At 66.3% G+C, this 26456-nt stretch carries 28 protein-coding genes; 10 read left to right on the top strand and 18 right to left on the bottom strand.

What is annotated here, in order from left to right:
• Positions 1–3: 3 nt before the first annotated feature.
• From RHM57_RS07430 to RHM57_RS07415, 4 genes are all read right to left on the bottom strand, one after another.
• Complete coding sequence (locus RHM57_RS07430) at positions 4–369, bottom strand: RNA polymerase-binding protein RbpA (RefSeq protein WP_134446560.1); 366 nt, start codon at positions 367–369, stop codon at positions 4–6.
• 109 nt (positions 370–478) lie between these two features.
• On the bottom strand, positions 479–1291 hold the full coding sequence (locus RHM57_RS07425) for a glycerophosphodiester phosphodiesterase family protein (RefSeq protein WP_134446559.1): 813 nt from the start codon (positions 1289–1291) through the stop codon (positions 479–481).
• A gap of 4 nt (positions 1292–1295) precedes the next feature.
• Positions 1296–2306 carry an SPFH domain-containing protein gene (locus RHM57_RS07420; RefSeq protein ID WP_134446558.1) on the bottom strand — a complete coding sequence of 337 codons (1011 nt, stop codon included), beginning with the start codon at positions 2304–2306 and terminating at the stop codon, positions 1296–1298.
• Positions 2303–2773, bottom strand: a complete 471-nt coding sequence (locus tag RHM57_RS07415; RefSeq protein WP_134558398.1) for an NfeD family protein — start codon at positions 2771–2773, stop codon at positions 2303–2305. Before RHM57_RS07415 ends, RHM57_RS07420 begins: the two co-directional genes overlap by 4 nt.
• Before the next feature lie 116 nt (positions 2774–2889).
• Between RHM57_RS07415 and RHM57_RS07410 the strand changes: the two genes are divergently transcribed.
• Positions 2890–3654: an SDR family oxidoreductase gene (locus tag RHM57_RS07410; RefSeq protein WP_134446556.1), complete on the top strand. Its 765-nt coding sequence runs from the start codon at positions 2890–2892 to the stop codon at positions 3652–3654.
• Between the two features lie 5 nt (positions 3655–3659).
• Here RHM57_RS07410 and RHM57_RS07405 read toward each other — a convergent pair whose 3' ends face one another.
• Positions 3660–4253, bottom strand: a complete 594-nt coding sequence (locus tag RHM57_RS07405) for an HdeD family acid-resistance protein (protein ID WP_166787271.1) — start codon at positions 4251–4253, stop codon at positions 3660–3662.
• A 151-nt stretch (positions 4254–4404) separates the two neighbouring features.
• Between RHM57_RS07405 and RHM57_RS07400 the strand changes: the two genes are divergently transcribed.
• Entirely contained in the window at positions 4405–6771 is a 2367-nt protein-coding gene (locus RHM57_RS07400) for an excinuclease ABC subunit UvrA (protein WP_322189682.1), read from the top strand.
• Between the two features lie 175 nt (positions 6772–6946).
• On the opposite strand, the gene RHM57_RS07395 is transcribed toward RHM57_RS07400, so the two are convergent.
• The 4 genes from RHM57_RS07395 to RHM57_RS07380 all read right to left on the bottom strand — a co-directional run bounded on the left by RHM57_RS07395 (position 6947) and on the right by RHM57_RS07380 (position 9044).
• Complete coding sequence (locus RHM57_RS07395) at positions 6947–7300, bottom strand: VOC family protein (protein WP_134558400.1); 354 nt, start codon at positions 7298–7300, stop codon at positions 6947–6949.
• 11 nt (positions 7301–7311) lie between these two features.
• Complete coding sequence (locus tag RHM57_RS07390; RefSeq protein ID WP_198413353.1) at positions 7312–7662, bottom strand: hypothetical protein; 351 nt, start codon at positions 7660–7662, stop codon at positions 7312–7314.
• Positions 7663–7735: 73 nt separating this feature from the next.
• Positions 7736–8422 (bottom strand): SRPBCC domain-containing protein, encoded by a 687-nt coding sequence (locus tag RHM57_RS07385; RefSeq protein ID WP_322140807.1) that lies wholly within the window; start codon positions 8420–8422, stop codon positions 7736–7738.
• Between the two features lies 1 nt (position 8423).
• Positions 8424–9044 (bottom strand): helix-turn-helix domain-containing protein, encoded by a 621-nt coding sequence (locus tag RHM57_RS07380; RefSeq protein WP_322189681.1) that lies wholly within the window; start codon positions 9042–9044, stop codon positions 8424–8426.
• Between the two features lie 134 nt (positions 9045–9178).
• Between RHM57_RS07380 and RHM57_RS07375 the strand changes: the two genes are divergently transcribed.
• Entirely contained in the window at positions 9179–9808 is a 630-nt protein-coding gene (locus tag RHM57_RS07375; RefSeq protein ID WP_134446550.1) for a dihydrofolate reductase family protein, read from the top strand.
• A gap of 1 nt (position 9809) precedes the next feature.
• On the opposite strand, the gene RHM57_RS07370 is transcribed toward RHM57_RS07375, so the two are convergent.
• The 8 genes from RHM57_RS07370 to dhaK all read right to left on the bottom strand — a co-directional run bounded on the left by RHM57_RS07370 (position 9810) and on the right by dhaK (position 17302).
• Positions 9810–10448 carry a hypothetical protein gene (locus tag RHM57_RS07370; RefSeq protein ID WP_322135839.1) on the bottom strand — a complete coding sequence of 213 codons (639 nt, stop codon included), beginning with the start codon at positions 10446–10448 and terminating at the stop codon, positions 9810–9812.
• Entirely contained in the window at positions 10435–12036 is a 1602-nt protein-coding gene (locus RHM57_RS07365) for a VWA domain-containing protein (RefSeq protein ID WP_134558402.1), read from the bottom strand. Before RHM57_RS07365 ends, RHM57_RS07370 begins: the two co-directional genes overlap by 14 nt.
• A gap of 2 nt (positions 12037–12038) precedes the next feature.
• Complete coding sequence (locus tag RHM57_RS07360) at positions 12039–13280, bottom strand: toxic anion resistance protein (protein WP_134558403.1); 1242 nt, start codon at positions 13278–13280, stop codon at positions 12039–12041.
• Between the two features lie 45 nt (positions 13281–13325).
• On the bottom strand, positions 13326–14486 hold the full coding sequence (locus RHM57_RS07355) for a hypothetical protein (protein ID WP_322135841.1): 1161 nt from the start codon (positions 14484–14486) through the stop codon (positions 13326–13328).
• Positions 14487–14618: 132 nt separating this feature from the next.
• The gene (locus RHM57_RS07350) at positions 14619–14822 is read right to left on the bottom strand and encodes a hypothetical protein (RefSeq protein WP_134446545.1); all 204 of its coding nucleotides are present in this window, start codon (positions 14820–14822) and stop codon (positions 14619–14621) included.
• A gap of 86 nt (positions 14823–14908) precedes the next feature.
• Positions 14909–15649, bottom strand: a complete 741-nt coding sequence (dhaM, locus tag RHM57_RS07345) for a dihydroxyacetone kinase phosphoryl donor subunit DhaM (RefSeq protein ID WP_134446544.1) — start codon at positions 15647–15649, stop codon at positions 14909–14911.
• Positions 15642–16289: a dihydroxyacetone kinase subunit DhaL gene (gene dhaL / locus RHM57_RS07340; RefSeq protein WP_134561095.1), complete on the bottom strand. Its 648-nt coding sequence runs from the start codon at positions 16287–16289 to the stop codon at positions 15642–15644. Before dhaL ends, dhaM begins: the two co-directional genes overlap by 8 nt.
• 11 nt (positions 16290–16300) lie before the next feature.
• Positions 16301–17302 carry a dihydroxyacetone kinase subunit DhaK gene (dhaK, locus tag RHM57_RS07335; protein ID WP_134446542.1) on the bottom strand — a complete coding sequence of 334 codons (1002 nt, stop codon included), beginning with the start codon at positions 17300–17302 and terminating at the stop codon, positions 16301–16303.
• A 267-nt stretch (positions 17303–17569) separates the two neighbouring features.
• Here dhaK and RHM57_RS07330 point away from each other — a divergent pair, with 267 nt between their 5' ends.
• Positions 17570–18286, top strand: a complete 717-nt coding sequence (locus tag RHM57_RS07330) for an MIP/aquaporin family protein (RefSeq protein ID WP_241975266.1) — start codon at positions 17570–17572, stop codon at positions 18284–18286.
• Positions 18287–18401: 115 nt separating this feature from the next.
• Positions 18402–19916, top strand: coding sequence for a glycerol kinase GlpK (gene glpK, locus RHM57_RS07325; protein ID WP_322189680.1), 1515 nt, complete (start codon positions 18402–18404; stop codon positions 19914–19916).
• 123 nt (positions 19917–20039) lie between these two features.
• On the opposite strand, the gene trpD is transcribed toward glpK, so the two are convergent.
• The gene (gene trpD, locus RHM57_RS07320) at positions 20040–21092 is read right to left on the bottom strand and encodes an anthranilate phosphoribosyltransferase (protein WP_134446539.1); all 1053 of its coding nucleotides are present in this window, start codon (positions 21090–21092) and stop codon (positions 20040–20042) included.
• Between the two features lie 85 nt (positions 21093–21177).
• Between trpD and RHM57_RS07315 the strand changes: the two genes are divergently transcribed.
• The 5 genes from RHM57_RS07315 (at position 21178) to RHM57_RS07295 (ending at position 26447) form a co-directional block, all read left to right on the top strand.
• Complete coding sequence (locus tag RHM57_RS07315) at positions 21178–21867, top strand: cytochrome c oxidase subunit 3 (protein WP_134446538.1); 690 nt, start codon at positions 21178–21180, stop codon at positions 21865–21867.
• A gap of 23 nt (positions 21868–21890) precedes the next feature.
• On the top strand, positions 21891–22703 hold the full coding sequence (locus RHM57_RS07310) for a c-type cytochrome (RefSeq protein ID WP_134446537.1): 813 nt from the start codon (positions 21891–21893) through the stop codon (positions 22701–22703).
• Positions 22704–22796: 93 nt separating this feature from the next.
• Entirely contained in the window at positions 22797–23867 is a 1071-nt protein-coding gene (locus RHM57_RS07305; protein ID WP_134446536.1) for a ubiquinol-cytochrome c reductase iron-sulfur subunit, read from the top strand.
• Positions 23864–25486 carry a cytochrome b gene (locus RHM57_RS07300; protein ID WP_370294571.1) on the top strand — a complete coding sequence of 541 codons (1623 nt, stop codon included), beginning with the start codon at positions 23864–23866 and terminating at the stop codon, positions 25484–25486. Before RHM57_RS07305 ends, RHM57_RS07300 begins: the two co-directional genes overlap by 4 nt.
• Before the next feature lie 52 nt (positions 25487–25538).
• Positions 25539–26447 carry a methyltransferase gene (locus tag RHM57_RS07295; protein ID WP_134446535.1) on the top strand — a complete coding sequence of 303 codons (909 nt, stop codon included), beginning with the start codon at positions 25539–25541 and terminating at the stop codon, positions 26445–26447.
• Positions 26448–26456: the final 9 nt, after the last annotated feature.

Here is a 26456-nt window from a genome sequence, read left to right as displayed (position 1 = left end):
GTGTCAGGCGCCGATCTTCTGCTGGCCGCGACGTGCGCGGAGGAACGCGAGGCGCTCCTGCAACAGTTCCTCGAGCTCGGGACGGGTGCGACGTTCCAGGAGCATGTCCCAGTGTGTGCGCGGTACCTTCTCGGCCGAGTGATCGACGATGACGGGCTTGGAATCGACGAGCCGGGTGGCCGTCTGGGAACAGAACCGGCATTCCCACTCGTCGGGGGCCTCCGCCTCCGCCGAAAAGATCATCACCGTCTCTCGTGAGCACGTTGCACACAGGTATGTGTGACTAACTCGTGGTGAAAAGGTTACGCCCTCTTCGCTTTGAAGGCTTTGTGCGCCCAACCTCATGCCACGCAAACTGCGATCCGCCATTGTGTGGTCTCCTCTCGCGATGCAACTCTCAGTTATAAACCGTCAAGCTGGGCGTTATCTTTCCGTTATGCCCCTACTCGGTGATAACTCTCAGTTTCGGAAGTGGGATTTATGGCATGCCGGGCGTGTCGCGGGCTGTTCCGCGGTCGGTTCCACGGTCGGATCTGCGGTCCACGAGCGCGGCGGCGAGGTCTGGTCGGTCGGTGACAAGGCCGTCGACACCGGTGTCCAGCAGTCGTTCCATGGCGGCGGGGTCGTTGACCGTCCAGACGTGAACCTCGACGCCCGCCGAGTGGATGGCCCTTACGAAGTGGGGTGTCACCACTCGCAGCACTGATGCCGTCTCCGGAACCTGGACCGCAACGCATCCGTTGAGAACGCGTCGCAGCAGCGCCCTGTTCCCGAGCCGCGCGGCGACAACGGACTGAGCCACAACCGGCGCGGACGCGCTCGACGCGACTCCGGGAAGGAGCCGGAGCGTCTTCCTGCGTCGTTCCTCGGAGAACGAGGTCACCAGGACCCGCCCGGTCGCTCCCGCCGCAAGAACGGCGGCCGCCGTCGCGGCAATGGCGCCCTCGGATTTCACGTCGAGGTTGAACAGCGCCTCCGGGAAGGCCTCGAGGGCTTCCGTCAGTGAGGAGAAGGACTGGCCGTAGCCGAGGTCGATCCGCTGCAGTTCGGCGATACGCAGCTCCTCGAGCGGGATGTCCAACTCGGGCAGTGCCAGACTCGCGTCATGACTGAGCACGGCGACCCCGTCACGGGAGGCGTGCACGTCGGTCTCCAGGTGGGTCGCGCCGTGCTCGAGCGCGTGCCGGAAGGCGAGGACCGTGTTCTCGGGGGCGTTCAGTGCGAGGCCGCGGTGCGCGAAAATGCGCGGGGGCGACCCGGCCAGGAATGCAGGGGGGCCGCCCGAAACCACGGGGCTACCCCTCTGCGGCGTGTGAGCCGGCCGGCGCGTCGGCGGGAATCTCCACGGACGGCCCGGCGGACGCGGCAGCCGGGGGAGCGGCGGCCGGGGAGGTGGAGGAACCGGCGACGGGCCGCTCTCCGAAAGCGCGGCCGATGCCCTTCATCGCCTCGGTGAGTTCGCTCGGCACGATCCACAGCTTGTTCGCACTGCCCTCTGCGAGCTTCGGCAGGGTCATCAGGTACTGGTAGGCGAGGAGTTTCGGGTCGGGGTCGCCTTCGTGGATCGCCCGGAACACGGTCGTGATGGCCTCGGCCTCACCCTGGGCCCGCAGCACAGCCGCCTTCGCGTCGCCCTCCGCGGAGAGGATGGCCGCCTGTCGGGCGCCCTCCGCCGTGAGGATGGCGGACTGCTTGGTGCCCTCTGCGGTCAGGATCAGCGCGCGACGGTCACGCTCGGCGCGCATCTGCTTCTCCATCGAGTCCTGGATGGAGTGCGGCGGATCGATGGCCTTGAGCTCGACTCTGCCGACCCGGATGCCCCACTTGCCCGTTGCTTCGTCGAGAACGATGCGGAGCTGGCCGTTGATGTTGTCACGGCTCGTAAGCGCTTCCTCGAGGTTCAGCCCGCCGACGACGTTACGGAGGGTCGTCGTCGTGAGCAGTTCGACCGCGCCCAGGTAGTTGGCGATCTCATAGGTCGCTGCCCGGGCATCCGTCACCTGGAAGTACACGACCGTGTCGATCGACACGACGAGGTTGTCCTCGGTGATCACCGGCTGGGGCGGGAAGGACACGACCTGCTCGCGCAGGTCGATGAGGGGACGCAGCCTGTCGACGAACGGGATCAGGATGTTGAGGCCGGGCATGAGCGTCTTGTGGTACCTGCCCAGCCTTTCCACGACCCCGGCCCTGGCCTGGGGAATGATGCGGATGGATTTCGCGAGGGTGACGATCACGAAGATGACCAGCGCCGCGACGAAGGCCACAACGATCACCTGCACGACGACCTGGGTCGGATCATTCATGAAATGTTCCTTTCTGCGGGGATGACCACTGCGGTCGCCCCGTCGATGGCGATGACGATGACGCGTTCGCCCGGCGTAAAAACGGCCGGCTCGACGAGGGGGGAGAAGCGCGCGGTCCAGGTCTCACCGTTCGCGAGGCGCACCTGGGCGAGGGCGCCGGTCGAGCTCACGATGTGACCGTCCTGGCCGAGGAGGGCGTCGACGTTGCTGAGGGTCGGGTCGCCACCTCGTTTGAGCACCCGGAGCAGGGGCGGGCGGATGCCGAGCAGCAGCACCATGGACAGGAGCGCCGCGATCACGAGCTGGCCCCACCACGGCACACCGAACAGGCCGGAAATCAGGCCGCCGAGACTGCCAAGGGAAATCATCAGGAACGTGAGGTCAAGAGTGACCATCTCGATCGTGATGAAGATCAATATGAGCACTAGCCAGACAACCCACGCGTAATTCGCAGCGAATACGTCCATAGTGACCCTCCCCATTGTGTTCCCCTTCTCAAACTAGCAGGTGTGCCGACAAGGGCGGGGTCGGGGTTCTTGGTAAGGTCTTCTGCTAGACCCAGTTCGTTATTTGAGGAGTTCGTGTGACCAACCCACTTGCCGCAGGTTCACTGAACGGACAGCGTGTCCTCGTCACCGGCTCTTCCCGGGGCGTGGGAGCCGCGACCGTCGGAATCTTCGCGGAGGCCGGAGCGAGCGTCGTCATCAACTTCCGCAACAAGGAGGCGCGGGCGATCAAAGTCGCCGACGCCATCCGCGCGGCCGGCGGAACGGCCATTACCGCGGGCGCCGACCTCACCGATGAGGCCTCGGTCGCAGCCATGATCGAAACGATCCGCGCGGAATACGGCGGACTCGACATCCTCGTGATGAATGCCTCAGGCGGCATGGAAACCGGGATGGCCCCCGACTACGCGATGAAGCTCAACCGGGATGCCCAGCTCAACCTGCTCGCGGCCGCTCGCCCCCTGCTGGGCGCCGGCGCCAGGGTCGTGTTCGTCACGAGCCACCAGGCGCACTTCTTCGAGACAGCCCCGACCATGCCGGAGTACGTACCGGTCGCGCGGAGCAAGCGTGCGGGTGAGGACGCGCTGCGCGCGCTCATCCCCGAACTCGACTCCGAAGGCATCGGTTTCGTCGTGGTCTCCGGAGACATTATCGAGGGCACCGTCACCGCGACGCTCCTCGAGCGTTCGAGCCCCGGAACGATGAGCGCCCGCAAGGTCGCCGCAGGTCGCCTGTACAACGTGAGCGAATTCGCCGCAGAGGTGGCCCTGGCCGCCGTCGAGCCGGTTCCCGCGGGCAACACCCGGTACGTCGGCGACACCACCGACATGGTCACCGACTAGCGAGGTCAGTCTGTGACGCTGGTGCGCGCGCCGCGTCCGAGCGTGAACGACACAACCAGCTGGACCAGGCCGGACACGATCAGGAACACCCCGCCGACGATGACGAGCACGCCGAGCGAGTTCACGGGGGAGAGCAGCACCACGATTCCGGCCACGATGCTGATCACAGCGAAGAGGATGCCGAACCACCTGCTCGAGTCCGAGGCCGTTTCGACGAGCGCCGCAACACCCTCGATCAGCCACGAGATCCCGATGACCATGCCGAGCACGGCGATCGTCCCGATCGGATTGCGGATCGCGATGACACCGGCGACGAGCAGCAGCACACCGAGCAGGATGTTCAGCACCCGGACGCCTGCGCCGCCGCCGGCCATGACGATGCCGCGCACGATCCGGACGATTCCGCCGATCAGGAAGTAGAGGCCGAAGAGGACGGCCACGATGGTGAGCGTCGCTCCCGGCCAGACCAGGATCATCACGCCGAGCACGATGGCGACGACCCCGCCGACGGCCATGGCGGTTCGCATCGTGGTCAGTTCGGGCTTGCTCAGGCGGCTCGTGTCCACCGTGAGATCGAATTCGGTGACGGGATGAGACATGACTGCGCTCCTCGGACTCGAAATACCACTGGGGACGCCTGGGCGTCTGGTTCGGTCACCCAGACTGTAGCGAGGAGGGCCCCTGGCGCGCAATGGTCGCCGGGGGAGTTCACCCCGCTCGCGCATTGCGCGATGCTGGTTGAATGGAGCCATGATGAGTCTTCCTCCGCACGCCGCCGACATCCACGATCTGATTCGGGTTCAGGGCGCGAGGGAGAACAACCTCAAGAACGTCACCATCGACATCCCGAAACGTCGCCTGACGGTGTTCACCGGCGTCTCCGGTTCGGGAAAGAGTTCCCTCGTGTTCAGTACGATCGCCGCAGAGTCCCAGCGGATGATCAACGAGACGTACAGCGCCTTCCTGCAGGGCTTCATGCCGACCCTCGCGCGGCCGGATGTGGACGTGCTCGAGGGGCTCACGACCGCGATCATCGTCGACCAGGAGCGCATGGGCGCCAATTCCCGGTCAACGGTCGGAACCGCGACCGACGCGAACGCGCTGCTGCGCATCCTCTTCAGCCGGCTGGGGCAGCCGCATATCGGCTCGCCGCAGGCGTACTCCTTCAACGTCGCCTCGATCAGCGGAGCGGGAGCGGTCACGCTCGAACGGGCGGGCAAGACCGTGAAGGAACGACGCAGTTTCACGATCACCGGCGGCATGTGCCCCCGGTGCGAGGGCATGGGCACGGTCAACGACATCGACCTCACCCAGCTCTATGATTCCGCCAAATCGCTCAACGAGGGTGCGCTCACGATTCCCGGCTACACCCCGGACGGCTGGGGCGTGCGGATCTTCACGGGGTCGGGCTTCCTCGACGCGGACAAGCCGATCCGCGACTACAGCGCGCAGGAGCTCGAGGACTTCCTGTACCGGGAACCGACCAAGGTGAAGGTGGGGGACATCAACATGACCTACGAGGGTCTGGTCCCCAAGGTCCAGAAGGCCTTCCTCTCCAAAGACCGCGAGGCGATGCAGCCGCACATCCGCGTGTTCGTGGACCGCGCGGTCACGTTCACGACCTGCCCGGAGTGCCGGGGGACCCGCCTCAGTGCGGCCGCGCGGTCCTCGAAGGTCGCAGGCATCAGTATCGCGGATGCCTGCTCCCTGCAGATCAGCGACCTGGCCGGGTGGGTTCGCGCTCTCGACGAACCCTCCGTGTTGCCGCTCCTGACCGCGCTGCGCCAGCTCCTCGATTCCTTCGTCGAGATCGGACTGGGCTATCTCTCCCTTGACCGGCCGGCCGGCACCCTCTCCGGCGGTGAAGCCCAGCGCACCAAGATGATCCGGCACCTGGGATCCTCGCTGACCGACGTGACCTACGTCTTCGACGAACCCACCATCGGGCTGCACCCCCATGACATCGAACGGATGAACACCTTGCTGCTGCAGCTGCGGGACAAGGGGAACACGGTGCTCGTCGTCGAGCACAAGCCGGAGACGATCGTGATCGCCGACCACGTCGTCGACCTCGGCCCTGGCGCGGGAACGGCCGGCGGCACGGTCTGCTTCGAGGGCACCGTCGAGGAACTCCGATCCAGCGGCACCCTGACCGGTCGTCATTTCGACGACCGCTCCGCCCTCAAGAACACCGTGCGCACGCCCAGGGGGGCGCTCGAGATCCGCGGCGCAACGAGGAACAACCTGCAGGGCGTCGACGTCGACATCCCGCTCGGCGTGCTCGTCGTGCTGACCGGGGTGGCCGGGTCGGGAAAGAGTTCGCTCGTGCACGGTTCCATCCCGGCAGGCGCGGATGTGGTGTCGATCGACCAGGGTGGCATCCGGGGTTCCCGACGCAGCAACCCGGCGACGTACACCGGAATGCTCGAGCCGATCCGCAAGGCCTTCGCCAAAGCCAACGGGGTCAAGCCTGCGCTGTTCAGTTCCAACTCCGAGGGCGCCTGCGCCAATTGCAACGGGGCAGGCGTCATCTACACCGACCTCGGCGTGATGGCCACCGTCGCGACGACCTGCGAGGTCTGCGAGGGCAAGCGGTTCGAGGCATCCGTGCTCGACTACCACCTCGGCGGGCGCGACATCAGCGAGGTCCTTGCCATGTCGGTCACCGAGGCCGAAAGTTTCTTCGGTTCGGGGGAGGCGCGCACGCCCGCCGCTCACTCGATCCTCGTCCGGCTGGCCGATGTCGGACTCGGCTATCTCGGCCTGGGACAGCCGCTGACGACCCTGTCCGGGGGCGAACGACAGCGGCTCAAGCTCGCGAGCCAGATGGCAGAGAAAGGCGACATCTACGTCCTGGACGAACCGACCACCGGCCTCCACCTCGCCGACGTCGAGCAGCTTCTCGGCCTGCTCGACAGGCTGGTCGACTCCGGCAAGTCCGTGATCGTCGTCGAACACCACCAGGCGGTCATGGCACACGCCGACTGGATCATCGACCTCGGCCCCGGTGCGGGCCACGACGGCGGACGGATCGTCTTCGAAGGAACGCCCGCCGATCTCGTCGCCGCCCGGTCGACCCTCACCGGCCAGTTCCTCGCTGCGTACGTCGGCGCCTGACCGGGCCGCCCGGCTCCGGTGGCCGTCAGACAGAATCCGACGCGATAACGCCGACAAAACAACGACGACGAAACAACGACGACACGGCTCAGATTACAGGCATCCGGTAATGACCGATAATGCACATTATGTCAGTTGGCAGGGCGAATGGGTAGGCTGATGCGATCCGGCCCGTTCAGGCCGGAGGCTCCCAGAGCTCGATCGGAAGCCCCTCGGGATCGTGGATGCGGGCGAAGCGGCCGTAGTCGGTCGTATCCCACTCTGGGCGACGCTCGACGTGGACTCCCGCCGCCGTGAGCCGTGCGGTGAGCGCGTCGAGGTCCGTCACACGGAGGTTGAGCATGAACGAGTGCTTCTCTGAGAAATAGTCGCTTTCGGAGGGGAACGGCGCGAACACGGTCGGGCCTGCCTGCTGCTGCCAGACGCCGGCCTGGCCCGCTTCGATACCGAGGTGCTCCCGGTACCAGGCCGCCCGGGTGTCCGGATCATTGCTGCGGAAGAAGAGCCCGCCGATACCCGTCACTGCCATGGTTGGCTCCCCTACCCGGTTCCACGGATGAGCTGGGTCAGGAGTGTCGCAGCAACCTCGTTGCCCTCGTCGGCGAGACGGCTGAGTTCGTCGATGTCCTCCCGCGCCGCGGCGAACTGGGCCAGCTTGTCTGCCGCCAGTTCGTTTCCCGCGCCGACCAGACGGCGCAACTCGTCGATGTCGCCGCGCTCCCCCGCGAGCTGCGCGAGCTTCTCGCCGGCGAGTTCGTTGCCGGAATCCACTAGCTCGCGCAGTTCGGCCAGGTCGCCGCGAGTCGCCGCGAGTTCGGCGAGCCGGTTCGCGGCCTCTTCGTTGCCCTCCGCGGCCAGGCGGCGGAGGGTGGCCAGATCCATTGCGCTCATGCTGCCACGGTAGCGCGCGAGGCACACGGTTTCCAGAGGTCCGACGTCCCCGGACGTTGCTTCCCGACCGGCGTCAGCCATACAGGGCGTCGAGCCAGGTCTTCCAGTCCTCGGGAAGTCCCGCGCTCCCGATGTCGCCGAACCGGTGCACGGTCAGCCCGACGACAGCACCGAAGGCGTTCCGACCGAAGAATCGGTAGAGACCGTCGGCCGTGCGGAGGCCGATGAAGTGCTCTGCGTTCCAGTCGACGCTTGCCGTTCCCGCCGGGACTCCGGGCAGGGCGACGGTGACGGTCTCCCCCACGGCCGACGTGGGAGTCAAACCCAGTGCGCTCCGGAGCGTCTCGAATCCCTCGGGACCGCAAGAGGCCTCCGGTCCCTGGACATCGGCGTAGACGGCACTGCGGCCGGCGAAGTGCTCGAGGTACTCGGACAGGGTGTGCAGGTAGAACAGGGTGTGCTTGCTCGCGCTGTCGTACTGGTTGTCCCAGTCGTCCTGGATGACGCCGCTGTGCACCCAGCGGAGGAACGAATGCCCACCCGGACGCGGTTCGATGACCTGTTCGAGCTGGTTGAACCAGCCGTCGGGTCCCTCCATCCGATTCACGTGATGGGTCGGGCGCTCCGAGACCAGGTCAACCCCGGGCATGTCGTCCGTCGGGAACAGCCACGCCGCCGTGTTCTGGGTGATGGCGTCCCACATCTGTTCAGGATCGCCGGGGAACTCCCCCTCGACGACGATCTCGAAGTCCTTGCTCATGTCAGTTCTCCTTGTCTGCTGGGTTACCGGGTTCTTCCGGAGGTCGGGTGATGCTCGGGTGCAGCGCGAGGACGAGCCGGTGGGCGCGACCGCCCGGGGACTGCGGCGCGTCGTAGCGCGTGACGAGGGTGGCGACCGTGAGAGCGAGTTCCGCGCTGAAATCGGCACGATCGGCCGCCGAAGCGAAGCGCAGCTCGCTGTCGATTGTGAATGTGGCAAGCGGGCGGTGTGCGCGCCCCGCGCGGTCGAGCAGGATTCCGACCTCCTGGACGAGCCGGGCGGCAACCGCGAGCATCCAGCGCGCCGAGAATTCATTCACGCCACGCCGCGGATCGGGAGCCACTCCCCCGAGCGCCGTTGGCGAGATCACGAATGACTGTGCCGTCGCCCGCATCACCCGCTCGGTCATGTTCCCCTTGCGACGCTCGGCGATGAGTTCGATGAGACCGTGGCGTTCCAGTTCGCGCAAGTGATAGTTGACCTTCTGGCGCGGCAGGCCGAGCCTGGCCGCCAGGGTCGTGGCCGAACCCGGTTCGCCGAGCTCGGCGAGCAGCCGGCTCCGTGTGGGCTCGAGCGACGCTGCCGCCGCTCCGGCGGTGTCGATGACGGCGACTTCGAGCATGCAACCAGCCTTCCACCGACAATATTTTTTGTCAAGAAGGTGAAAGGCTGTCTGGAGCAGGCGTCATCTGTTGTCCCCCGAATTAGGAGATTCGGCATCGGGCAGTAAGTTTGCAGACGGAGGAAAGGATTTCGATGAGCAGAATCGTGGTCACCAACAGCGTGACCCTCGATGGCGTGATGCAGGCGCCCGGCCGGGCGAACGAGGATCGCCGGGACGGCTTCGACCTCGGCGGCTGGGCCCAGCCCTATGCCGACTCGGTGATGGGCAGCGTCATGGCCGCGGGAATCGGCGATGCCGGCGCCCTGCTCTTCGGACGCAAGACGTACGCGGATTTCGCTTCGATCTGGCCGGCGATGACCCTGGAGAACCCGTATACCGAGGTGATCAACAACATCCCGAAGTACGTGACGTCGATGACCCTCCCCGGCCCCCTGGCCTGGAACAACTCGATCCTCCTGAGCGGTGAGGCGACGACGACCGTCGCGGAACTGCGCCAGCAGCCCGGCAAGGACATCGTGATCCTCGGCAGCGGCGAGCTCGTGCGTGCACTGATGCGCTGGGGCCTGATCGACCAGTACACGCTCCTGATCCACCCCCTGGTGCTCGGCACCGGTCGACGCCTCTTCCCGGACGGTGGCCCCTCGGCATCCCTCGACCTCGTCGACAGCACGACGACGAGCACGGGTGTCATCATCGCGACCTATCGCCCAGCGGCCCCCGTCGCACCGGCGCCGCCGGTCCCCCTGCCCGGGCTCGCCTGAATCAGAGGTCCAGTTCGGATCGGCCGAATTTCTCACGCAGGAAACGACTCTGGTCTTCGAGCGCCGCGAGGTCTTTCGCGTAGAGTGCGGTGCGGATGCGATCGCTCTCCGTCTCGAGGATGTCCAACTGCTCGATCAGTTCGTCCTCAGCCGTCTTCTTCCCTTCGACCCGGCTTGCGATCGCAAAGCTCCGCGGCAGGTTCAGGAACCGCTGGATCGACGTGGGCAGGTAGTCGAGGATCATCTGCTCTACCGTGTGAGCCTGATCGGCCGCTTCGGTCAGGTCCGTCCAGCGGGCGATGACCTGATCGAGGGCATCCAGGATTCGGGCGAGCCTCGAGGTCGCTTCGTCCGGCAGGCGGCGGTTCTCCGCCGTCATCGATCTCCTCAGCACGGCCAGCTGGGCAGCAAGGTCCGCGGCTGACGCCACTCCCCCGTCTCCATGCAGTGGTCCCGGCCGCAGGTCCACCCTGTCTCGCGGTGCGACGAGCGCGCCGACCGCGTACATCGCGACGACGACAACGGGCCACAGCGGACCGAGGCCGACGGCGACGTGCGCGCCGAGGGTCGCGATGCCGAGTACCGAACCCACGATGTTCTTCGTGGAGGCGAGCCACCGCGACACGCTACTGGTACCCACGAATGTCCTGGAACGCGCTCGACAGGTCGCCGTTCAGGGCGTCGAAGGCCTGCCCGCCCGTGAGCTTCGCCACGCTCGTGAGCTCATCGACGTTGCCATTGCCGAAGAGAACGACGTAGGTCGCGATGGACCGGGTATCCGCACCCTGGGCCGCGTAGTAGTCCGCGAAGTCCTTCGCCGTTGCACCGTCGGTGTTCTCACCATCGGTCATGAGCACGATCGAGACGAAGGTATCCGGCCGCTCGGCCTTCTGCTGCCGCGCGAGGGCATACGCCCGCTCCAGCGAGGCATAGATCGCCGTGCCGCCGTCTGCGGAGAGTCCATCCGCGACATCGCGAATCCGTTGCAGGGCCTCGGTCTTGTCCGCCGCAGGCACGTCGACGATCGTCGGGGTATCCGGGGCGGTGCTGAACGGGATCAGGGTCACGCGCTCACGGTTGCGGAACGCGGCAAAACCGCCCGTCGTCGAGGAATCTGCCCCGGCGAGGTTCTTGAGCGCCTGTTGGAGCGCGGTGAGCCGCTCCCCCGCCATCGACCCGGAGGTATCGAGCACGAAGAGCGTCTGCGCGGGAGCCCGCACCGTGTCGAGGTAGGTCGCGATCAGGGTGTTGGCGACGTCCAGCGTGTTCGGGAACGGCGTCTCGAAGAGGATGCCGGCCGGGAAGGCCGACCCGGTGTCGATCCCGGGAACGCCTGGCCGACGGTGGGTCTCCGACACGATTCGCTTCTGTACGGCGTCAGTGGTGAGCCAGGCCGTCAGGGTGTCGAAGAGTGGACGCTTGCCCGTGTCGGCCGAGGCCAGCAGGGTGAGCGGATAGTCGCTCGTGACGACTCCGTCGGTCGGCCGGACGATCGTGAGCGGTGCACCCTTGCCGGCGAGACCGAGGAGTACGGACTCGTAGTTGATGACGCCGTCGACGAGGGTGGGGTCTGCGACGAATTTGTCAGCAAGGAAGCCGGAGGACCCGGCGGTCAGTTTCTGCCCGGAGAAGAACCGGGTCAGCTCAGGACCGACCGCAGTGACGTCCGCATCGGTGAGCGCGGTTCCCGTTCCGGACAGTGCCGTCGCGACCGCCACGAGGGCGCTGAACCCGGAGTTCGAGGCCGCGGGATTGGTCATGCCGTAGGTGAATTCACCGTCGGCAGCGGCGGTGGCGAGGTCCGCCCAGGTCGGCGGGGCGGAGTCCCAGCCGAGCCGCGCCGCCACTGCGGGCCGAAGCCCGAGGACGACCGGGGAGCTCATGATCTTGACGCTCGAGGAGACGGCCTTGGCCGCCCCGGGAAGCAGCGACAGGTAGCGGTTGTTCGGGAACCACGTCGCGTCGTAGCGACCGACGGCACGACCGGATGCGACGAGTTCCGTGCCGGCGAGGGTGCCGGTGTAGTCGAAGACCACCCGGATTCCCTTGTCCGCGGCCGCGGACTCCAGGATCGGAGCCATGTCCTTGACCTCGCTGCCCGCAAGGACCCGAAGAGTCGTGGCGTCGTTGGGCAGGCCGTCCTGCTCGTTCGGCTGCGCAACGGTGCAGCCCGCCAGCAGCAGCGCCGCGACCGCGACCACGCCGAAGCTCCTCAGGAGGCGAAGCATGCTCAGCGAGCTTCCGGCCGGGCTCGCTCGAGGTATGCGGTTGCCTCGGCCAGGCGGGTCTGAAGGGTGTCGACCGTCTGGGCCATCGTCGCGACCGCCTTGAGCTTGTAGCTGTCCAGGGCGTCCATAGTCTCGTAGATGTTCTGGAAGGCCGTTTCCAACGATTCGAGGCTGATGGTGGCGGATGCCGACTGCTCGCTGATGGCGACAGACTGGGTCTTGAGCATCTGCGAGGTCGAGACGATCAGGTTCGAGGTCGTCGTGTTGAGGGCGGTGATCTGGTCGAGGACGAGCTTCTGGTTGGCCAGTGCCTGTGCCACGATCACGGCCGTGCGCAGGGCGGATATGGTCGTCGTCGTTGCCCGTTCGACGCCCTTGATGAGTTCGACGTTGTTCTTCCGCACGACGTCGAGGGCGAGGTAGCCCTGGGCGCTCACGGCGAGCTGGGTGAGCAGGTCCTGGTGCTTCTGTCGGATCGTGAAGAGGAGATCGCTCGTGAGCGCGTCGGCCCTGGCCGGGTCGGTCGTCCTGACCGTGTCGATCTGTTCCACCAGTTGGGTGTCGAGGGCGCTCGTGAGGAGGGCGTACTCCTGCAGGCGATTCATCGTCTCCCAGAGCCGCACCTTTTCCCCCTCGACCGCCGCATTGTCCTTGAGAAGGGCGTCCTGGCCGTTCTGAAGCGAGTGGATGATCTTGTTGAGCTGGCTCTGTGCGGAGGCGTACCGGGCGAAATAGCTGCGGAGCTTGTCCCGGAACGGGATCAGGTTCAGGAGGAACTGGGCGACCCCGCCGTCGGCCCTGGACGGGTCAAGGTCTTCGATCGTTCCGCGCAGTTCGACGAGTGTGCTGGCGACGCGCCGTTGCGCGTCGGCCTCGTCGCCTTTTCCGCGCGCGGCGGCAAGCGCTGCGACCGGGCGCTGGAGCATCCGGTTGCTGACCTCGGACGCGGCCCGGATCTCGTCCCGGCCCATCTGGGCCACGTCCGAGATCTTCTTCTGGAATTCCGGGGCCGAGGGATCGCGGTCGATGAGGTCGGCGACGAAGGCCCTGGCTCGTCCGGCGAGTTCCTCAGTGCGGGCGTCGTCGATCGGCATCATCGCGCTGGCCTGGGTGCCACCGATGTCCGGGACAGCGTTCGGCGGCACGAGCACAAGTCCGGTGTCGACGCGCGGTGCTGTCGTTGCAGCGGCGGCCGGCCTCTCGCCCGGTGTGGGAGTGCTCAGATCGAGGGATGAGTCTGCCATGGTGCTCCTTGGTCTCCGGGGATCGTTCGGCGGGTGTTCGTCGGGTCATTTGTCGACGTTGGCGTCTGGTGAGGCAAGAGGGGTGTCGTACCGCCCGCTGATGGTCGTGATCATCGCCTCGAGCGTCTCGTAGCTCGGCGGGTCGATGACGTTGACGGGGCTTGCGGGCGCCGCGAGGCCGTTGCCGGCGAGGGCTGCCGTGAACACGGCCGGGTCGGCAGGCCGGAACCCGTACTGCGCCGCGAGCCGGGCGAGGCGGGGGTCGGATTGGAGGAGTTCGCCGACCTGGGTTCCCTGCTCGGTCAGCGGGACCACCGTGTGTTTGGAGAGCACGGTCGGGTCCGGATACATCAGGACCATGTCAGGGGTGATGGCACTGCGGCCGGTGACGCTCATCTGCCGGCCGAGGAACTGTGCCTCGTAGACCATCACGAGCGGTTTCGAGCCGATTCCCTGGGAGAGGTAGTCCTCGAATGGTGCCTCGGAGGAGGAGGCCGAAAAGCCCTGCTCGAGGAAGAGTGCGGCCATCGGGTCGATGACGGCGGCCTCCGCGTCGGCGGAGCTGATGACGCTGTTCCCGTTGGCGACGTAGGACGCGATCGCAAGGTACATGGCCGCTGAGTTCGACTGGCGGATGTCCGTGCTGGAGATCAGGATCGAACGGGAGCTGTTGTAGCTCGCCGCCGCACCGGGGAGCTGATTCCAGCGGGTTCCCGCGGCGACGGCCTTGAGGTATTCCGCGACGTTCAGGTGCCAGGTGCCCGCGGCGTCCTGGTTCGCGATCCCCGCGGACTGCAGGAGGGTCACGATCGGCGTGAAGGTCGCGATGGCGAGCGGCGAGTAGAACGGTGAGAACACGCTGCGCGCCCCGGCTTCGCGCCGGATCTTCTCGGCGGCGGGCGCGGAGGACGGGAACACGAAATCGACTCCGGTGAGGTCGACGGATGTGGCGATCTGGCGTGATCCCGCCGTCACGACCTCGACGTCGAGGCCCTTCTCGGCGAAGACCGCCCGGACGGCCGGGTCGTCGAAGAACGGCTTCTTCTCCGAGCCGATGACCCCGTGGACGACAGCGAGGTCCGTGGTCACCGGAGCCGTCCCTGTCGGTGCTCCGAACAGGCGACCGCCGACCACGACGATGACCACGCCGACGACGAGCACGCCCGCGAGGACGAGCCCGATCACACGCTTGGCTGTGGCGCTCATTCGATGGATACCGTCTGGATTAGGTGGGACGACGTTGTGCAGGAGATCTGCACTGCAGACAATAGGGCATCCGGGGAAATTCTTGGTGAACTCGTACGCTGACCAGCCGTTGCAGGTGCGGAGCAGGAGAATTCAGCCGTGAACGGGAGGGTCCTCCGCAGGGTGCTGGTGGGTGACCATGCCGAACTCGTTCACAGGTTCGAATGCGTCCCTGTCCCAGGCGCCCGGATGGGGCACCGGACAGTTCAGGATCGTGTCGTGCACGCCGTGCACGATCGTGTGTTCACTCATGGCATGGCCGCACACGGGGCACGGCACTGTGGTGTCCTGGATCATGCGGCCAGCATAGAACCAATCGGGTCGGTATGAGCCGAAATTTCCCGGCGCGATCTTCCGCCGTGCCGCTGGCTCCCCCGGGACTCTCAGGCCTCGCCGAACCCCGATTCGAGGAGTGTGGCAAGGGCGTCGACCGCCGCGGCCGCGCCGGCACCGCTTGCCGAGAGTTCAACCCGTGCGCCCCGGGTCAACCCGAGGCCCATGATGGCCAGCAGGCTCGCGGCATCGCGGCCATTGACCGTGACCGGAACGCCGAGCGTCGCGGCGAGGGTCACGAACTCCGCGGCGGGCCGGGCGTGCAGGCCGTCAGCGTTGATCAGGGTCACCGTCCTCATCACCGTCGTGTCGGCCCCCGACTGACCGGACCCGGCATCTGCGGCCGGGACCGGCGCCTGGGCCGAGGGCGCACCCGAGTACGCTGCCCCAGCCGACCGGGCCGCAGACTCCACGGCAGGCAGGTCGCCACCGATCTGTGCGGCGACGGCGGCGGCGACGGCGCCCTCGACAAGGGGTGCGTCGACGATGACGACCCGGGATCGAGTGTCGTCATCGAGGAAATCGAGCGCTGATTCCGCCGTCAGGATTGCGGAGCCGAGGTCGCAAAGCACGACGACTCCCCTGCCTGCTTCTGCGGCCTCGATGCCCGCCGCCACCTTGGCGAAGCTCGTTCCGATCCGGTCGTCGTCGGTGCCGCCCGCCGGCAGCATCCGCACGGTCGGAGCCATCTGGCGGGCGAGATCGACGAGGCCCCTCGCGATCAGCGAGCTGTGCGACACGAAGACAAGGCCGACGAGTACGGCGGGGACGGCGGGTTCTGAATCACTCATCCGCAACCTGCTCGGCGGTGTCGGCGGCAGCACGCAGAAGCAGGGCACTGGACTGGGCACCCGGATCGCGATGCCCGATGGCGCGTTCGCCGAGGTAACTCGCGCGTCCCTTGTGCGCGATGAGCGGCTCCGTCGCAACCGCGCCGGCCTCCGCAGCATCCGCGGCCTCGACGAGGATGGCGACGGGCGTCGCTCCGGCGCGTTCCGCGGCCGCTGCAGCGTTCACAGCGGGCGTCCAGGCGTCGACCATGGTCTTGTCGCCGCTCTCCGCCTTGCCCCTGAGCACGATTCCGTCGCGTGCCGCCGTCAGGAGTGCGACGACCGCGGCACCGTCCAGGTCCGGCTTCCCCGCCACGGCGACGGCCGCCTTCAGGAAAGCCGTTCCGTAGAGCGGCCCCGCGGCGCCGCCCACCGTGGAAATGAGTGTCGTCGCGACGAGTTTGAAGACGTCGCCGGGAACGGCGTCTGCCGGGAGCGTGTCGAGTTTCCCCAGCACCGCCTGGAAACCACGGTCCATGTTCTCGCCGTGGTCGCCGTCGCCGATGTCCCTGTCGAGGGTGATCAGCTCCACACGATGGTCAGCGATAACGTCCACACACTGCCGGATCCAGGCTTCAGCCCAGGTGACACTCAGATTCATCGAATCTCCTTCTACCGTCCCCACCGTAGCGCCGCAGTCTGCACCGGCGCATCCCAGAGCGCGGTGAGCTCGTCATCGAGCTTGAGAACCGTGATGGACATGCCCTGCATTTCGAGGGAGGTGGTGAAATTCCCGACCAGCGTCCGCGTGACAGTGATCCCCTTGGCAGCAAGGACCTCGGCGGCCCTCCGGAAGACGATATAGAGCTCGATCTGGGGAGTGCCGCCCATGCCGTTGACGAGGAGGAGCACCGAATCCCCGCTCACGAACGGGATGTCCTCCAGAATCGGTCCGAGGAGACGGTCGACGATGGCGTCTGCGGGTTCGAGCTTGATCCGCTCCCGGCCCGGCTCGCCGTGGATGCCGATGCCGATTTCGATCTCGTCCTCTGCGAGGGTGAAGCTCGGTTCTCCCGCGTGCGGGACGACACACGGCGTCAGCGCCACACCCATCGTGCGCACCTGCCCGATCACCTTCTCCGCGACGGCGGCAACGGAGGCGAGGTCATCGCCGCGTTCGGCCGCAGCTCCGGCGATCTTCTCGACGAGGACCGTTCCGGCGACTCCGCGACGTCCGGCGGTGTACAGCGAATCCTTCACGGCGACGTCGTCATTGACGATGACCGTGCGGACCTCGATCCCATCCGCGAGGGCCAGGTCGGCAGCCGTCTCGAAATTGAGGACGTCGCCGGTGTAGTTCTTCACGATGTGCAGCACCCCTGCGCCGCCGTTGACCGCCTGCGTCGCCGCGAGGATGGGATCGGGGGTCGGCGAGGTGAAGACCGCGCCTGGCACGGCGGCGTCGAGCATGCCGACGCCGACGAATCCGCCGTGCAACGGCTCATGGCCGCTTCCGCCTCCGCTGACCAGGCCGACCTTGCCCGACACCGGGGCATCGGCGCGGACGATGAAAGTAGGGTCGCTGGATACGCGCACGATGTCGCCGTGCGCGGCTGCAAAGCCGGCCACGGCCTCATCGACAACGTTCTTGGGATCATTGACGAGCTTTTTCATGACTCTTCCTTCGGGTCGGATGGTGACGATCGGTCGGCGTCGCATCGTGCGATTCGATACGGAGCTGTCCTTAACCTACGCGCAGGTAGCCGGGGAAGTAAGGGACGAACCACGCCTCGACCTGCCCATTTCGCTCGGGATACCAGCGCGCTATGGTGTTGCCAGTCGCTCACCGCGACCAGACTGTTCAGCGCTCGAGCCCTACCTAGGAAGGTCAACGTGGACAATATTGGAGTCGTATTTTTGTCGGAGGTCGTGGGCACCGCGATGCTCGTCCTCCTCGGTACCGGTGTCGTAGCCAACGTCGCCCTGGCCAAGAACAAAGGTCTCGGCGGCGGCTTCCTGATGGTCACCATCGGGTGGGGTTTCGCCGTCTTCTCCGGCGTCATCGTGGCGTACAACTCAGGTGCGCACCTGAACCCCGCCGTCACCCTCGGCCTCGTCGCATCGGGCGCGACCGAGTTCGGCTCCGGGGTCCCGGTGAACTTCCTGTCGGTGCTCGTCTACATCGCGGCTCAGTTCCTCGGCGCCATCATCGGGGCCGTGTTCTGCTGGCTCGCCTACAAGCAGCACTTCGACCAGGAACCGAACCCGGCGAACAAGCTCGGCGTCTTCTCGACCGGTCCGGCCATCCGCTCCTACGGCTGGAACCTCGTCACCGAGATCATCGGCACCTTCGTGCTGGTGTTCGTCGTGATCGCCTTCGGCGGCGGTCGCCAGGGCACGTCCGGCGGCCTCGCGGCCCTGGGCGCCCTGCCGGTGGCTCTGCTTGTCATCGTGATCGGCACCTCGCTCGGTGGCCCGACCGGGTATGCGATCAACCCGGCCCGTGACCTCGGACCGCGCATCGCGCACTTCATCCTGCCGATCAAGGGCAAGGGCTCGTCCGACTGGGCGTACTCCTGGGTGCCGGTCGTCGGCCCCGTCATCGGCGGCGTCCTCGCCGGATGGGCCTCGTACGCTCTCCTGCCCATTCTCACCTAGTGCGCCTGCCGACCGGCCGGTTCCCCAACCAGGACCGACCGGTCGGCTTCTGCATGTCCATCAGTAGTCAGTATGTCTCAGCACAACGTGTCAGAACAATACAAGGAGGTATTCCATGGCCCAATACGTCATCGCCATCGACCAGGGCACCACGAGTTCGCGGGCGATCATCTTCGACAAGGCCGGTTCGATCGTCTCGACCGGACAACTCGAGCACGAGCAGATCTTCCCCCAGGCCGGCTGGGTCGAGCACGACCCGATGGAGATCTGGAACAACACCCGTGAGGTCATCGGGCAGGCGCTGTCCAAGGCGAACCTGACCCGGCACGACATCGCCGCCGTCGGCATCACCAACCAGCGCGAGACCGCCGTGGTCTGGGACCGCACCACCGGGCTCCCCGTCTACAACGCGATCGTCTGGCAGGACACCCGCACCCAGCCCATCGTCGACCGCCTCGCCGCCGACGGCGGCGTCGAACGCTTCAAGAAGCAGGTCGGCCTGCCGCTCGCCACGTACTTCTCGGGCACGAAGATCGTCTGGATCCTCGAGAACGTCGAAGGCGCCAGGGCCAAGGCGGATGCCGGCGAGCTGATGTTCGGCACGACGGACTCCTGGGTGCTCTGGAACCTCACCGGCGGCCTCGAGGGCGGCGTGCACGCGACCGACGTCACCAACGCGAGCCGCACGCTGTTCATGGACCTCGAAACCCTGCAATGGGACGACGACATCCTCGCCGCCTTCAACGTGCCCCGGTCGATGCTGCCCGAGATCCGCTCCTCCTCCGAGGTCTACGGCATCGCGAGCGAACACAGCCTGCTGCGCGAGACCCCGATTTCGGGCATCCTCGGCGACCAGCAGGCCGCAACGTTCGGCCAGGCCGCGTTCGACCAGGGCGAGGCGAAGAACACCTACGGCACCGGTAACTTCCTGATCTTCAACACCGGCACCGAGATCGTGCACTCCCAGAACGGCCTCCTCACGACCGTGGGCTACAAGCTCGGCGACGGCGAGACGCACTACGCGCTCGAGGGCTCGATCGCCGTCACCGGCGCGCTCGTGCAGTGGCTGCGCGACAACCTCGGCATGATCAGTTCCTCCGAAGAGGTCGAGACGCTCGCGAAGTCCGTCGACGACAACGGCGGCGCCTACTTCGTGCCGGCATTCTCCGGGCTGTTCGCGCCGTACTGGCGTTCGGACGCCCGGGGCGCCCTCGTCGGGCTGACCCGGTTCGTGAACAAGGGTCACATCGCAAGGGCGGCCCTCGAGGCGACCGCGTTCCAGACCCGGGAGGTGATCGACGCCGTCAACGCCGACTCCGGGGTCCCGCTCACCGAGATCAAGGTCGACGGCGGCATGATCGCCAACAACACGCTCATGCAGTTCCAGGCCGACATCCTCGGTGTGCCCGTCGTCCGGCCCGTCGTCGCGGAGACCACGGCGCTCGGTGCCGCATACGCGGCCGGCCTCGCGGTCGGCTTCTGGAGCGACCTCGACGAGCTCCGCGCCAACTGGCAGGAGGACAGTCGCTGGACGCCGCAGATGACGGTCGCCGAGCGCGACCGGCAGCTGCGCAACTGGAAGAAGGCCGTCACGAAGACCTTCGGCTGGGTCGACGAGGACGTGCTCTAAGCCGCACAACTCGCTGCCGCACAACCAACCGATTCGACGGAGATTCCGGGTTCCACACACGCGGGAGCGCGTCTCAGGCGCTTTCCCACCAGAATCTCCGTCGAATCGGTGCGTGCAGGCTGGCTAGGCGCGGCTGGCCGCGACCCATTCGGCGAGTTTGGCCGTAGCGGCCCCTGAATCGATGGATTCCGCTGCCACGGCCAGCTTGTCGCGGAATCGGTCGAGGATGCTCGACTGCGCGGACACCGGATTCTTCGCAAGATCGAAGGCGACAAGACCGGCCGCTGCGTTGAGGAGCACGATGTCGCGCACGGCGCCCGCCTGTCCGGCGAGCGTCTGGTGCACGACCTCCGCGTTGTGCGCCGGATCGCCGCCGAGGAGTTCGCTCATCGAGGCGCGGCGGATGCCGAGCTCGCGCGGGTCGATGTCATGCTCGGTCACGAGTCCCCGGGAGACCTCCCAGACGTGACTGTGACCGGTCGTCGTGAGTTCATCGAGACCGTCGTCCCCGCGGAAGACGAGCGCGGCAGCTCCGCGGGTCTGGAAGACACCGACGATGAGCGGTACCCGGTCGAGTCCGGCGACACCGACAGCGGAGGCTTCCGGACGCGCCGGGTTGCAGAGCGGGCCGAGGTAGTTGAACACCGTCGGGATGCCCAGCTCGGCCCTGACCGGTCCGGCGTGACGGAATCCTGGGTGGAATGCCGCCGCATAGGCGAAGGTGATCCCGGTCGCCTCGAGGATCTCGGCGACCTTCTCGGCGGAGAGGGTCAGGTCGATGCCCAGCGCCGAGAGCACGTCCGAGGCGCCCGATGCCGAACTCGCGGCCCTGTTCCCGTGCTTGATCACCGGAACGCCCGCGCCGGCACAGACGATCGAAGCCATCGTCGAAATGTTGACGGTGCCGAAACGGTCACCGCCGGTGCCGACGATATCGAGCGCCATCGGGTTGACCGGGAGGGCGACGGCATGCTCGAGGATGGCGTCACGAAAACCGACGATCTCGTCGACGGTCTCCCCCTTGGCGCGCAAGGCGACGAGGAACCCGGCGATCTGGGCCTGGGTCGCGTGCCCCTGCATCACCTGCTCCATGCTCCACGCCGCATCGGAGACACTCAGGTCCTCTCCACTGAGCAGGGCGCTGAGGACATTGGGCCAGGACTGGATTTCGAGCATGAAACCGATCTTAAGCGCATCGGCTCCCGCGTTCCGAATCTGCTCCAGCGGCGCTTTCGTTCCAATCTGGTCACCTTTTGGGTAAATGACGCACCCGCGTCCGCATGGTGCGCACCCCGGCTGCGAAATCGGCCATAATGGACGAGTGACGAGCCCTTCGATAACTTATTCAGCCACAGCGCCCGTGGTTAATCGGCCCAACAGCGTTGCTGTCGGCACCATTGTGTGGCTGGGCAGCGAAGTCATGTTCTTCGCGGGCCTGTTCGCCATCTACTTCACGCTCCGGTCGACATCGCCGGAACTCTGGCAATTCGAAGCCGAGAAGCACAATTTTCCCTACGCACTCGTGAACACCCTGATCCTCGTCTCCTCGTCGATCACCTGCCAGTTCGGCGTGTTCGCCGCGGAGCGTCTCCAGGCCCGCTCAACGGGCTGGAAGCCCAGCCAGTGGGGCATGGTCGAGTGGTTCTTCCTGACGTACGCCCTCGGCGCCGTCTTCGTTTCCGGGCAGATCTGGGAGTACGCCACCCTGGTCTCCGAGGGCGTTTCGCTGCAGAGCAACGCATACGGATCGGCGTTCTACCTCACCACCGGCTTCCACGGCATCCACGTCACGGCCGGCCTGATCGCCTTCCTCCTCGTCATCGGCCGCGGGTTCGCGGTCAAGAACTTCGGTCACAAGGAGGCGACGAGCGCCATCGTCGTCTCGTACTACTGGCACTTCGTCGATGTCGTCTGGATCGGCCTCTTCCTCGTCATTTACGTCCTCAAATAGAGATCCGGAGCGGACACCTCAGAATGACCAAGACCAACACCCCCAAGCCGGCCCGCGTGCGCAAGTCCGGCCGCCGCAGCCCACTTGCCAGTGTCGCCCTGATCGCCATCGGCCTCCTCTTCACGGGCGGCGCCTATGCGCTGTTCAGCACGAGCACCGCGAGTGCCCAGACGGATGCCTCGTCTCAGCAGACCATCGGAGAGGGCCAGAAGCTTTTCGCGAGCAACTGCGCCACCTGCCACGGCCTCGGCGCCGCGGGAACCGGATCCGGCCCGAGCCTCATCGGTGTCGGTGCGGCATCCGTCGATTTCCAGGTCGGCACCGGCCGGATGCCCATGCAGATGGACGGGCCTCAGGCTGAGAAGAAGGCCGTCGTGTTCACGGACGAACAGATCGCAGCCCTCGCCGCATACGTCGCCTCCCTCGCCCCCGGGCCGGCCATCCCGGATGCGCGGTACCTCGACGCGCAGGGCGATTCCGCCAAGGGCGCCGAGCTCTTCCGCATCAACTGCGCGATGTGCCACAACGTCGCAGGCGCCGGAGGCGCCCTCACGGAGGGCAAGTTCGCACCCGCACTCGACGGCGTCTCCGCCCAGCACATCTATGAGGCCATGATCACGGGACCGCAGAGCATGCCGGTCTTCAACGACATGAACATCTCACCGGAGAGCAAACGCGACATCATCACGTACCTCAAGTACCTCGAGAACAACCCGTCCCCGGGCGGATACGCCCTCGGCTCGCTCGGTCCGGTTTCCGAAGGACTGTTCCTCTGGATCTTCGGACTCGGCGCGATCGTCGGGTTGACGGTGTGGATCACCGCAAAATCGAACTGACCCGCATCCGAACAGGGCGCGGAATCAGAATCATGCAGCAGACACACCTGCTCAGCACACAACTGCACGACACACAGCAGACAAAGGAGCACAATGGCCACGGACGATAACAGCGGGAAGGACCTCACCGCTGCTGACTCCGGCGCCGGGCACGACCCCGCGAACGCCGGCACGGCCGTTGTCGTGCGCGACGCCGTGGACAACCCCGGATTCCCGCCGCACCGCCCCCGCGTCACCGACCTGAACCCGAGCGCCGAGCGCCGTGCCGAGCGCACGGTGTACACGCTCTTCTACCTCTCGATCGTCGGCAGCGTTTTTGCTATCGCCGCGTACATGGCGTTCCCGATCGTGGAAACCGACCCGGGTTCCGTGCGGCTGAACAATCTCTTCATCGGCCTCGGTCTGGCCCTCGCGCTCCTGGCGATCGGCATCGGCGCCGTCCACTGGGGCAAGGCGCTGATGAGCGACCACGAAGGCATCGATGTCCGGCACCCCGTCCGCGGCTCAGACGAGACGAGGGCCAGGGCGGTCGAAATCTTCGCCGAAGCCAACGAGGAATCCGGGATCGGACGACGTAGCCTCATCCGGAACAGCCTGATCGGCGCGCTCATCGCCTTCCCCCTTCCCGCGGTCGTGCTCTTCCGCGGCCTCGGCCCGATGAACGAGAACCCTTCCGAGCTGCTCACCCACACGATGTGGACGAAGGGGACCCGGCTGGCGATCGACCCGACCGGCACACCAATCAAGGCCTCGGACGTCACCCTCGGCTCCGCCTTCCACGTCATTCCGGAGGGTCTGCAGGACCTGCCGAGCGGTCGTCTGGAAGAGAAGGCCAAGGCGGCCGTGCTGCTGATGCGCCTCAAGCCCGAGGACCTCAACGAACTCCCCGAGCGTGCAGGCTGGTCGTACGACGGCATCGTCGCGTATTCCAAGATCTGCACCCATGTCGGCTGCCCCGTCGCCCTTTACGAACAGCAGACCCACCACCTGCTCTGCCCGTGCCACCAGTCACAGTTCGACGTGTCGAACCACTGCGAGGTCATCTTCGGGCCGGCCAAGCGGCCGCTCCCCCAGCTGCCCATCGCCGTAGACTCTGAGGGCTACCTCATTGCGCAGAGCGATTTCACTGAACCCGTCGGACCGAGTTTCTGGGAGCGGCATTGAGTATCACGAAAACGACCACAGGCGTGGTCGAGACGACGAAAACCAACGGCGGCTTCACGGGCGCGGCGGCGAACTACATCGACGAGCGCACGAGCATCTCCACCGCGGTGAAGGAACTCGGCAGGAAGATCTTTCCAGACCACTGGTCCTTCCTCCTCGGTGAGGTTGCCCTCTACAGCTTCGTCATCATCCTGCTGTCCGGGACGTTCCTGACGTTCTTCTTCAGCGCCTCGATGGCACCCGTCCACTACGAAGGCTCGTACGTTCCGCTCAAGGGCGTCGAAATGTCGGCGGCGATGTCCTCGTCGCTCAATATCTCCTTCGACATCCGCGGCGGCCTCCTGATGCGCCAGGTGCACCACTGGGCTGCGCTGCTGTTCGTGGCGTCCATCGGCCTGCACATGCTCCGGATCTACTTCACGGGTGCGTTCCGCAAGCCCCGCGAACTCAACTGGGTCATCGGCTTCATCCTGTTCATCCTCGCGATGGCAGAGGGCTTCACCGGATATTCCCTCCCCGACGATCTGCTCTCCGGCAACGGCCTGCGGATCATCGACGGAATGGTCAAGGGCATCCCGCTGATCGGAACCTGGATCTCCTTCCTGCTCTTCGGCGGCGAGTTCCCGGGCGAGGCGATCGTGGGTCGGCTCTACTCGCTCCACATCCTGCTGCTGCCCGCGATCATCATCGCCCTCATCGCGATGCACCTGCTCTTCGTCGTCGTGCACAAGCACACCCAGTACCCCGGTGCCGGACGCACGAACCAGAACGTCGTCGGCTACCCGGTCCTCCCGGTCTATGCCGCCAAGGCCGGCGGGTTCTTCTTCATCGTCTTCGGTGTCGTGATGCTGATCGCCTCACTGTTCACGATCAACCCGATCTGGAACTACGGACCCTATGACCCCTCCCCCGTCTCGGCGGGTACCCAGCCGGACTGGTACATCGGCTTTGCCGACGGGGCCCTGCGCCTGATTCCGCCGGGACTCGAGTTCGTCTGGCTCGATCGCACCTGGTCGTTCAACATCCTGATCCCTCTGATCAGCCTCGGACTCTTCATCCTGGTCGTGTTGATCTACCCCTTCATCGAGGCCTGGGTCACCGGGGACAAGCGCGAGCACCACATCCTCGATCGCCCGCGCAACGCCCCGACCCGCACGGCGATCGGCGCGGCCGGCGTGACGTTCTACGCCGCGCTCTGGTCGACCGCATCCTCGGACATCATCGCCACGCACTTCCACGTGACGATGGAGGGCGTCATCCACGCCTGTCAGTTCGCCACGATCGTCGGACCGTTCATCGCGTTCTTCGTCGCCAAGCGAGTCTGCCTCGCGCTGCAGAAGAAGGATCGCGAGATCGTCCTGCACGGTTACGAATCCGGCCGGATCGTCCGCCTGCCCGGTGGCGAGTACATCGAGGTGCACCAGCCCGTCGACGAGTACGAGCGCTGGAAGCTCGTGAGCTACTCGGACTACAAGCCGCTGATGATCCGCCCGAACGACCAGGGCAAGATCACGACCGGCCAGCGCCTGCGCGGCGGACTCTCTCGCTGGTTCTTCGAGGACCGGATTGTTCCGGTCACCACGACGGAGCTCGAGCAGAGCCACGGAGACCACCACTAACCAGCGGTAGTTCCACAATCACCACAACACAACATGAACAGATCGGGCATCGATGTCCCTCCAGACCCTGTCGGAGTGGCTTAGGTGCCCGAACTGTTTGTCGCCCCTCGCGGCGAACGGCGGCCTCGTGCTGCGGTGTGCTTCCGGGCATTCCTTCGACGCCAACCGGCGCGGCTATCTGTCGCTCCTGGGCGGGCGCAGCCACGTGGTCGGTGACAGCGCCGCGATGCTCGACGCACGTGAGGCCTTCCTCGAAGCCGGCTGGTACGAAGACCTGCGCACGGCCGTCACGACGCTCGTCGCAGCGGAACAGCCCGCTCGGGTGCTCGACATCGGCTGTGGCACCGGGTACTACCTCCGCGGAGTGACCGAAGCCTGTCCGACCGCCGGATACCTCGGAATGGACCTCTCCCCCGTCGCCGTGGCCCGAACTGTGGCCGCTGCCCGCACCGTCGCCGCGCCTGGGCACGAACATGCTGCAGCCTCAGGCGGCAAACTCCCTGAACCGCCGCAGGTGGACGGGCTCGTCGCCGACGTCTGGGCCGACCTTCCGGTGCGGACCGGAGTCGCCGATGCCCTCCTGAACGTCTTCGCACCGCGGAACCCGGCCGAATTCCATCGCGTGCTGCGCGACAGGGGTCTCCTCGCCGTCGTCGTTCCCCACGATGACCATCTCCGCGAGCTCAGGGATGCCGGACTGGCCCTCGATATCCCGCCGAACAAAGCCGAGGACCTCAGGGACTCCCTGCAGCCCTGGTTCGCCCTGGAGACCCGGATCAGGGTCACCAGTCGTCACGACCTCGGCGCGGACGCCGTTGCCGTCCTGATCGGCATGGGCCCGTCGGCACATCACACCGGGACGGAGGCCATCGCAGGCCGCTGGCCTTCCCGCAGTCCCGTGACGTTCTCCTTCGACGTGCTCGGCTTCCGGCGCCGCGCCCTGCACGCTCTCCCCCATTAACGCGAAAGC

It is taken from the genome of Cryobacterium sp. 10S3, assembly GCF_034344045.1.
Classification (GTDB): Bacteria; Actinomycetota; Actinomycetes; order Actinomycetales; family Microbacteriaceae; genus Cryobacterium; species Cryobacterium glucosi.
The sequence above is the reverse complement of the archived record's forward strand: the minus strand, read 5'-3'. Positions and strand labels throughout refer to the sequence as shown.

Coding starts and splice junctions, on each gene's coding strand:
- RHM57_RS07430 (WP_134446560.1), bottom strand. CDS start 369: ATGGCGGATCGCAGTTTGCGTGGCATGAGGTTGGGCGCACAAAGCCTT.
- RHM57_RS07420 (WP_134446558.1), bottom strand. CDS start 2,306: ATGAATGATCCGACCCAGGTCGTCGTGCAGGTGATCGTTGTGGCCTTC.
- RHM57_RS07415 (WP_134558398.1), bottom strand. CDS start 2,773: ATGGACGTATTCGCTGCGAATTACGCGTGGGTTGTCTGGCTAGTGCTC.
- RHM57_RS07405 (WP_166787271.1), bottom strand. CDS start 4,253: ATGTCTCATCCCGTCACCGAATTCGATCTCACGGTGGACACGAGCCGC.
- RHM57_RS07400 (WP_322189682.1), top strand. CDS start 4,405: ATGATGAGTCTTCCTCCGCACGCCGCCGACATCCACGATCTGATTCGG.
- RHM57_RS07395 (WP_134558400.1), bottom strand. CDS start 7,300: ATGGCAGTGACGGGTATCGGCGGGCTCTTCTTCCGCAGCAATGATCCG.
- RHM57_RS07390 (WP_198413353.1), bottom strand. CDS start 7,662: ATGAGCGCAATGGATCTGGCCACCCTCCGCCGCCTGGCCGCGGAGGGC.
- RHM57_RS07385 (WP_322140807.1), bottom strand. CDS start 8,422: ATGAGCAAGGACTTCGAGATCGTCGTCGAGGGGGAGTTCCCCGGCGAT.
- RHM57_RS07380 (WP_322189681.1), bottom strand. CDS start 9,044: ATGCTCGAAGTCGCCGTCATCGACACCGCCGGAGCGGCGGCAGCGTCG.
- RHM57_RS07375 (WP_134446550.1), top strand. CDS start 9,179: ATGAGCAGAATCGTGGTCACCAACAGCGTGACCCTCGATGGCGTGATG.
- RHM57_RS07365 (WP_134558402.1), bottom strand. CDS start 12,036: ATGCTTCGCCTCCTGAGGAGCTTCGGCGTGGTCGCGGTCGCGGCGCTG.
- RHM57_RS07360 (WP_134558403.1), bottom strand. CDS start 13,280: ATGGCAGACTCATCCCTCGATCTGAGCACTCCCACACCGGGCGAGAGG.
- RHM57_RS07355 (WP_322135841.1), bottom strand. CDS start 14,486: ATGAGCGCCACAGCCAAGCGTGTGATCGGGCTCGTCCTCGCGGGCGTG.
- RHM57_RS07350 (WP_134446545.1), bottom strand. CDS start 14,822: ATGATCCAGGACACCACAGTGCCGTGCCCCGTGTGCGGCCATGCCATG.
- dhaM (WP_134446544.1), bottom strand. CDS start 15,649: ATGAGTGATTCAGAACCCGCCGTCCCCGCCGTACTCGTCGGCCTTGTC.
- dhaL (WP_134561095.1), bottom strand. CDS start 16,289: ATGAATCTGAGTGTCACCTGGGCTGAAGCCTGGATCCGGCAGTGTGTG.
- dhaK (WP_134446542.1), bottom strand. CDS start 17,302: ATGAAAAAGCTCGTCAATGATCCCAAGAACGTTGTCGATGAGGCCGTG.
- RHM57_RS07330 (WP_241975266.1), top strand. CDS start 17,570: ATGCTCGTCCTCCTCGGTACCGGTGTCGTAGCCAACGTCGCCCTGGCC.
- glpK (WP_322189680.1), top strand. CDS start 18,402: ATGGCCCAATACGTCATCGCCATCGACCAGGGCACCACGAGTTCGCGG.
- trpD (WP_134446539.1), bottom strand. CDS start 21,092: ATGCTCGAAATCCAGTCCTGGCCCAATGTCCTCAGCGCCCTGCTCAGT.
- RHM57_RS07315 (WP_134446538.1), top strand. CDS start 21,178: ATGACGCACCCGCGTCCGCATGGTGCGCACCCCGGCTGCGAAATCGGC.
- RHM57_RS07310 (WP_134446537.1), top strand. CDS start 21,891: ATGACCAAGACCAACACCCCCAAGCCGGCCCGCGTGCGCAAGTCCGGC.
- RHM57_RS07305 (WP_134446536.1), top strand. CDS start 22,797: ATGGCCACGGACGATAACAGCGGGAAGGACCTCACCGCTGCTGACTCC.
- RHM57_RS07295 (WP_134446535.1), top strand. CDS start 25,539: ATGTCCCTCCAGACCCTGTCGGAGTGGCTTAGGTGCCCGAACTGTTTG.